The 8,428-nt window shown below is 43.1% G+C and carries 5 protein-coding genes; 3 read left to right on the top strand and 2 right to left on the bottom strand.

Translation table 11 applies throughout. The features are described from left to right. On the bottom strand, positions 1–1,216 hold a 1,216-nt coding region (locus tag VNZ46_RS14855; protein ID WP_325560857.1), incomplete at its 3' end, for an AMP-dependent synthetase/ligase. 847 nt (positions 1,217–2,063) lie between these two features. Here VNZ46_RS14855 and VNZ46_RS14850 point away from each other — a divergent pair. Continuing rightward, the gene (locus VNZ46_RS14850) at positions 2,064–2,546 is read left to right on the top strand and encodes a hypothetical protein (RefSeq protein WP_316837717.1); all 483 of its coding nucleotides are present in this window, start codon (positions 2,064–2,066) and stop codon (positions 2,544–2,546) included. Between the two features lie 72 nt (positions 2,547–2,618). Here VNZ46_RS14850 and VNZ46_RS14845 read toward each other — a convergent pair whose 3' ends face one another. After that, entirely contained in the window at positions 2,619–4,403 is a 1,785-nt protein-coding gene (locus tag VNZ46_RS14845) for a M61 family metallopeptidase (protein ID WP_325560856.1), read from the bottom strand. A 217-nt stretch (positions 4,404–4,620) separates the two neighbouring features. Here VNZ46_RS14845 and VNZ46_RS14840 point away from each other — a divergent pair, with 217 nt between their 5' ends. Together VNZ46_RS14840 and VNZ46_RS14835 are read left to right on the top strand one after the other, a co-directional pair. Further along, positions 4,621–5,709 (top strand): efflux RND transporter periplasmic adaptor subunit, encoded by a 1,089-nt coding sequence (locus VNZ46_RS14840; protein WP_325560855.1) that lies wholly within the window; start codon positions 4,621–4,623, stop codon positions 5,707–5,709. Between the two features lie 11 nt (positions 5,710–5,720). Beyond that, a partial coding sequence (locus tag VNZ46_RS14835; RefSeq protein ID WP_325560854.1) for an efflux RND transporter permease subunit occupies positions 5,721–8,428 on the top strand: 2,708 nt, incomplete at its 3' end.

Genomic DNA, 8,428 nt, shown 5'->3' with positions numbered 1-8,428 from the left:
TGATATCATGTCCCCGGGCCAATACTTCTCCATCTTCGGCAATTTTAATTTCAACGCCATTAATAGCCGGTCCAACGGTTCCAAACATGGTGTTATCAAAATGGTTCACCGTGATCACAGGAGAAGTTTCGGTCAGACCATAGCCTTCAAATACTGGCATATCAGCTGCCCAAAATATTCTGGCCAGTCTTGGATTTAGTGCCGCGCCTCCGGAAACAATAACAATAATATTCCCGCCAAGAGCTTCCTGCCATTTTTTAAAAACCAGTTTCCTGGCAATACCAAGCTTAAAATTGTAGAACCAGGTTCTTTCCGTTTCAAATTTCTCTGCCAGGGCAACTGACCAGAAAAAGATCCCTCTTTTGATCCCAGTCAGCTCTTTTCCTTTTTCCATGATCTTTTCATAGACTTTTTCCAGCAATCTCGGAACGGTAGAAAAGGCATTTGGCTTTACATGCTGGATGTCTGCAACGATGGTATCCATGCTCTCGGCATAATAAACGGACACATTGGTGTAGAAATACAGATAAACGATCATGCGTTCAAAAATATGGGAAAGCGGCAAAAAGCTCAGGCCTTTGTGTATACCCTCAGGCAATAACACCGCTGAATTTTCAAAATTCTTTACCAGATTATCATGGGTGAGCATAACTCCTTTAGGTGTTCCTGTCGTACCAGAAGTGTAAATCAGAGTCAAAATATCTTCCGGGCTAACAGCCGCGCGGTATTCTTCCAGGTTAATGTCCTGTTTTGCACCTTCTTCAGTTAAAGCTTCCCAATATTCTGCACCTTCAACCTTATCCAGGGTATAAATTTGTATTTTCTGTTCCAGGCTGTCTGCAACACTTTTTACTTTTTTATAGAGCACCTCATCTGCAACAAAGATCAGACTAACTTCAGCATCCTTCAGGATAAATTGTATATCATGTTCAGCCAGCGTAGGATACAAGGGAATCTGATAGGCTCCAATCTGCATAATGGCAAAATCGGTAATGTTCCATTCCGGTCTGTTGTGTGACATTACACCAATCCTGGATTCTTTTCCAAAACCTTTCCGGATCAACCCCTTGCTGAGGTTATTCACCACATCAACAAATTGCGCTGTACTATGCGTTTTCCATTTTCCTTCTAATTTACCGCTGACAAATACTTCTTTAGGAAATTTTTCTAAATTATACTGGAGGAGATCAAATACTCTTTTTATCGTTACAGGCATAGATTTTATCTGATTAGAGTTTTACCGAAACTGTGTTTCTCAAATCTAACAATTTAAAATTTTAAAAAAACTGTCTCCACCTAAGAAAATTGGTAAGCTATTCGTAAAAACTCAACATACTCTTCGGAGACTAACGCTATTCGCGACGCTAAGCGTCTTGCTTCAAAGCTGAGGTTTAAAATAATAGTTAAGCTGTCGTAAAATGTCAATATACTCTTCGGAGACTAACGCTTTTCGCGCCGCTGCGCGTCTTGCTTCAAAGCTGAGGTCTCCTCAGAGTAATATTGACGTTTTCATGGCGCTTAAACTGGGAGGAGAGTCCGGGCGGGTCGCATAAGATGTTATGGAAATCGCCAAGGTTATACATGGCTCAGACCAGATCTAGTTTTGATTTAAACTCACTCCGGATTCAGTATCTGATCAGAGCGGAGTAAGTCCGGGTTTTTGCAGAAAAACCCGGACTTACTCCGGACTCACACCGGACTAACTCTGCTCTGAGTTTAAACCAGGACAGAACCTGGACCGGAAAAATTAAAGACAATACCACCCCCATTCCAAAACCTTTGCACCCTGCCGGTTCACCTTCCTATTTTGTAATCCGCACCCTGCCCGGTCACCTCCTTCCTCTGCAATTTGCTGCGGAAAATTCTTGTACGCTGCGGAAAGACCTCAGAGATCTGCAGCTTCTTCAGCCGCCTGATATCGTTAGTCTTGAAGCAGCTGTACAGAATTTTCCGACATCATTCCCTTCCACTTCAACGCTCCTTTATTCCTGTTTTCTAATCTATTCCCCTTGAGCGGCACAATATTTGCTCAGTGGGTAAACCAATTACCCACACAAATTCATATGATGAAAAAAACACTTACTATTCTATTTTTAACCGTAATGGCTTCAGTTGCCATGATTTCGACTTCAAAAGCACAAGATTATCAAAATGCAATTGGTGGTCGTTTTGGAACCGCAAATGGCGTGACCTTCAAAACCAGCCTTGGTTCTAATAAAATGCTAGACCTTATTGCCAATTTCAGATCTCATGACGACTACAAATATTTCCGTTTAACCGGTTTATATGAGATCAATAACAAAATTCAGGATGTTCAAGGTCTGGGCTGGTATTACGGTATCGGTGGTACAATAGGTTCCGCCAAATACAAACCAACCAACTCAAGAGACCTTTACCTGTCGGTTGACGGCGTTATAGGTTTGGATTACAAATTTGTAGATGCACCTATCAATCTTTCACTAGACTGGAAACCTGCCATTGCGCTGGCACCAGATACGGAATTTGATGGATCGGGCTTAGGTCTGTCTATCCGCTTCACCTTTTAAAAAAAATAATCATCTACCCATAAAAAAGGGCGGTAACTGTGAAGTTACCGCCCTTTTTTTCGTCTGTAAATCCTAAATTCCCATCCAGCCTTTTCTCACCTGCAATTGTTCCGCACTGGCTTCAGCTGCTACCGGAACCAGTTTCAGGTTAGGATTTGCCTTCAGCGTTACTTTAAAAGTCCTTTGAATTCCATCCCTGCCCACATTAATCTGCACTACATCGCCAACATTCTTACCTGTAATGGCCGGCATACGCTCAACAGATGACTCAACCGGACTACCATCAATGCTCAGGATCTCGTCATTCACATTCAAGCCGTCTGTCCAGGCCGCAGAATTACGGGAAACTGCAGTAATGAAAATACGGCCCTCTTTCTTAACAGAAGTGACCCCCAGATAAGGAACACTTTTGCCTTCATTCTCGTTTTTCACTTTAATACCTGCATAACCAAAATACTTATCGTATTCAACTGGCGTTGTTCCATTGACATATTTAGCCCAGAAATCTGTAAAGCTGCGTCCACTGATCTTCTCTACCATGGCCTTAAATTCAGCATCGGTATAACCTCTCTTTAAGGTTTTACATTGCAGGTACATCGCCTTCATGACATCATCAAGGCTTTTGACACCTTTTGTTGCCTTTGCGATCTCCAAATCCATAATCAGACCAATCACTTCGCCTTTACTATAGTAGGAAACCCCTGTATTATTCGAGTTTTCATTCGGTCTGTAATACTTGATCCAGGCATCATAACTGGAAGAAGAAGCAGACTGAACTTTTGCTCCCGGGGTATTTTCAACAGCAGCTACTGCGCTGGCCAGGTTAGCTGTAAACTCCTCCGGACTTACAAAACCTGAACGCAGCATGAACTTGTTCTCATAATAGGCCGTAAATCCTTCTGCCACCCAAAGATTGGTCGTATAGTTTTCATTGTCATAATCAAAGGGGCCTAAGGCCACCGGACGAAGACGTTTCACGTTCCATAAATGGTGATATTCATGAGCAACAAGACCTAAAAAGCCTTTATATCCTTCTTCTGATGCATACTGGTTCCGTGAAGCTCCCAACACCGTAGAGTTCAGGTGCTCCAGACCACCTCCAGCCTGCGCATAATTGTGTACAATAAATGTATAATGCTTATTTGGGTTTTCTCCATATACAGCTGTCGCACTTTCTACAATTTTTGCCATATCTGTTTTTAGACGGGAAGCATCGTAATTTCCACCGCCATACATCGCTACTTCGTGTTTTACCCCAGCTGCCATGAACTCAAAAACATCCTGGTTACCCACTTCAATCGGGCTGTCAAACAAGATATCAAAATCTGCTGCACGATAGGTAAATTGTTCACCGGCAACAGGCTCCAGTCCGGTAGACACTTTGTTCCAGCCCTTGAATGGAATGATCTTTACTGTGCTTGGCTGTTTCAGCATCCCATCAGGATACATGAAAATTCCTGTTGAAGACAGAAAAGCATGCGTATCATCAATAAAAGGTGTACGTACAGAGATTTCAAAACCATACACCCGGTAATTGATTTTTAAAGCACTGGCTTTAGAAGTATAGACCCTCCAGGTATTCTTTCTTACTTTCTCAAACTTCGCCTGTTTTCCACCTGCGGTTGCACTAAAACCTTCAACTTGCTTGGCAAATTCCCGAACCAGATAAGAACCCGGCGCCCATACCGGCATTTTCACATCTACATAATCCTTGTTTATCCCCGAGATGTTCATCTCTACCTCCGCATAATGTGCTTGCGGTTCTTTGAAGCTAACTTCAAAACCAATTTTAACCTGTGAACTTGCTGTCATTCCTAATGCTAGTAATATTACTAATCCTGCTAACGATTTCTTCATTTCCATCTGTTTCTTAAAGGCTCCTGTGTATACAATGACCTTCTTTTGAATGTAATTGTTTCCTTCTAATAAGTTGTTTTGTAGGGAAGCAAATTTATAATTTATCTCTTCTTTTTGGATTTAAATCTCAAAAGAGGCTGTAACATACTTAATACAACAGATACACAGTGACATATTTAAATATTTTTGTATTTAAATCGCACACCACACAAATAATATGAAGGTTAAATATCTTATTTATGCCGGGATTGTTCTTGGCATAAGCTATCTGGTTTATTACCGCATCTCTGCCAATAAGAAACTTGCAGCAGAGGGCGCCTCAATGGGCAAAGGCTCGGATAAAGGCAAAAAAGGTGCCGGGCAACACCTCAATGTAAATGGATATGTTGTAAAAACCATTTCTTTCAACAACGATCTGGAGATCACCGGGGCTATAGATGCCAACGAATCTGTAGCACTTCAAAGCGAGGTTTCCGGATTGGTGACCGGCATTTATTTCAAAGAGGGCACCAATGTAACGAAAGGGACTTTACTGGTGAAGATCAATGACAGAGACATCCAGGCTCAGCTACAACAGGCACTTACCAAGGAAAAACTATCTGCTACCGTTGAGAGCCGGGCAAAACAACTGCTGCAAAAAGGAGCCATCAGTCAGGAAGAATACGATACCGCACTTGCAGACCTGCTTTCACTCAGGGCACAAACTCAATTGATCAGGGCACAACTGGCCAAAACATCTATTCTTGCGCCTTTCAGCGGCAAAATCGGTCTAAGATCTATTTCAGTTGGAGATTACCTTGCACCAACCAGGGTCATTGCCAATTTACTCAGTATTAACCCTGTTAAGGTTAGTTTTTCCGTACCTGAAAAATATTCAGGGCAAATCAAAGTGAATTCTGACATCAAGTTTAAAACAGAAGGCTCCCCAAAAACCTATACGGCAAAAGTATTTGCTCTGGAGCCAGGAATCAATATCCAAACCAGGACCCTGCAAATCAAAGCCCTGGCACCAAATCCAAATAATGAATTACTTCCAGGCGCATTTGCGAAGGTCCAGTTGTCTTTATCTACACAGGACAATGCCATTTTAGTCCCTAACGAGGCCATTATTCCGGTACTCAAGGGAAAGACGGTTTATATTGTCAAAAACGGGAAGGCCAAACAGGTTCCGGTTGAAGCAGGTACACGGACTGCCGAATCTATTGTGATCACCTCTGGATTAAATGTAGGTGATACGGTATTGACAACGGGTGCAATGGCCCTGAAACCAGATGCTCCGGTAAAAGTAACGCTTACTAAAAATTAAGGTTAGCAAAAATGAGTATATCAACCACGAGTATAAAAAGGCCCGTTCTGGCGATTGTGATGAACCTGATGATCCTGCTTTTTGGGGTGATCGGTTACAATTTCCTTGGCGTCAGGGAGTACCCCAACATCGACCCAACCATTGTAAACGTAAGAACTTCTTATCCGGGTGCCAATGCAGATATTATTGAATCCCAGATTACTGAACCACTGGAAAAATCCATCAATGGTATAGATGGGATCAGAAATATTTCTTCTTCCAGTAACCAGGGAAGCAGTAACATCACGATTGAATTCAACCTGGATAAAAATATTGACGATGCCGCAAATGATGTGCGGGATAAAGTTTCACAGGCGGCCAGGAGTTTACCAAAAGATATTGACGGTAACCCGGTGGTTTCCAAAGCAGATGCAAATTCAGATGCGGTGATCACGATGACCATTCAAAGTGATAAAAGAAATGTAATGCAATTGAGCGATTACGCGGAAAACGTCATTGCAGACCGCCTTCAGACCATCACAGGTGTAAGTACCGTGCAAATCCAGGGGCAAAGGAAATATGCCATGCGCATCCGGATCAACCCAAATAAGCTGGCTTCCTATGGCTTAACCCCTCAAGACATTGTATCGGCACTGGACAAAGAAAATGTGGAATTGCCTTCCGGAAAAATTACCGGTGCCAGTACTGAACTTGTGATCAAAACCCTTGGAAAACTGACCAATGAAGAAGAATTCAACAACCTGATCCTAAAGAACGACCTGGATCAGGTTGTAAAACTGAAAGATGTAGGTTATGCCGAACTGGGTTCTGAAAATGAAGAAACCATTTTAAGAGAGTCGGGCAAACCGATGGTTGCTGTAGGATTGGTTCCACAACCTGGCGCCAATTATCTTGACATCTCTAAAGAATTTTACAAGCGTTTTGAACAGCTCAAAAAGGATGTTCCTCAGGATATTAAGCTGAACATTTCTCTCGACACTACTAAATTCATCAAGAGTTCGGTAACCGAAGTGGCGGAAACGATCATCCTTTCCCTTATTCTGGTGATCCTGATCATTTATCTGTTCTTCAGGGATTGGGCCATCGCCTTCAGACCCCTGATTGACATCCCGGTTTCCCTGGTGTTTACCTTTTTTGTGATGTACATTTTTGGTTTCTCCATTAATGTTTTGTCCTTACTGGCTATCGTACTGGCCACGGGTTTGGTGGTAGATGATGGTATTGTGGTGACCGAAAACATTTTTAAAAAGGTGGAGGAAGGTTATTCTCCTTTTGAGGCGGCCATAAAAGGTTCTAATGAGATTTTCTTTGCGGTAATTTCCATTTCCATTACCCTCGCTGCGGTGTTTTTACCGGTGATCTTTCTACAGGGTTTTGTGGGGCGCTTATTCCGGGAATTTGGAATCGTGATCGGCGCCGCAGTATTGATTTCGGCCTTTGTCTCTTTGACTTTAACCCCGATGCTGAACGCCTACCTGATGAAAAAAACAGGGCACAAAAAATCAAGGTTCTACAATTTTACCGAACCTTATTTTGTAAAGCTTAATGATACTTATGCGGATAAACTGAATAAATTCCTGAACAAAAGATGGCTTGCCGCCCCAATCATCCTCATTTGTATGGGCCTCATTGTTCTGTTCTGGAAAATTCTCCCTAAAGAAACTGCACCATACGATGACAGAAGCGCTATCAACCTGAATGTAACTACACCCGAAGGCGCCTCCTTTGCCTATACAGACCAGTTCATGATGAAGATCTCACAAATGGTGGCCGATTCCGTTCGGGAAAAGAAAGTGAACATTACCATCACTTCTCCAGGCTTTGGCGGAACAGCTTCAACCAATAGTGGTTTTGTAAGAATGGGCTTAACGGATCCTGATGAGCGCAACAGAAGTCAGGCTGAAATTGCAACAAAACTGACCAAGATCACCAGAAAATATACAGAAGGAAAAGTGGTCGTCACCCAGCAGCCGACCATTTCTGTGGGACGCCGCGGGGGCTTACCCATCAACTATATCATTCAGGCACAGAACTTCGACAAGCTTCGGGAAAAGGTGCCTTTGTTTATGGATGAGGTTTCCAAGGACCCTACATTTACCACTTCAGATGTGAACCTCAAATTCAATAAACCAGAAATTGACCTGACCATCGACCGGGCCAAGGCGAAAAACCTTGGGGTATCTGTACAAGATATTGGACTTGCCTTGCAACTTGGCCTGAGTGGTCAGCGTTTTTCCTACTTTTTCATGAACGGAAAACAGTACCAGGTTATTGGACAGTTTGAGGTGGCGGACCGTAAAGACCCTCTGGACCTGAGTTCAGTATATGTCAGAAACGACAAGAATGAACTGATCCAGATTGACAACCTGGTGACTGCGAAAGAAGAAAGCAGCCCGCCTCAGTTGTACCGGAACAACCGATTCACTGCAGCCACCGTATCTGCGGGCCTGGCACCCGGGAAAAGTATTGGAGAAGGAATAGATGCCATGGACCGGATTTCGGCGAAAGTGCTGGATGAGAGTTTTTCTACAGACCTGGGTGGTGAATCCCGCGATTTCAGAGAAAGTGCCTCCAATACCAGCTTCGCCTTTGGACTTGCTTTATTATTGGTCTACCTGATCCTGGCGGCCCAGTTTGAAAGTTTCAAAGATCCCATCATCATCATCCTGACGGTCCCAATGGCTGTTGCAGGGGCCTTTTTGTCACTCTGGTTATTTGG

It is taken from the genome of Pedobacter sp. (assembly GCF_035566355.1).
In the GTDB taxonomy this organism is placed as follows: Bacteria; Bacteroidota; Bacteroidia; order Sphingobacteriales; family Sphingobacteriaceae; genus Pedobacter.
The sequence above is the reverse complement of the archived record's forward strand: the minus strand, read 5'-3'. Positions and strand labels throughout refer to the sequence as shown.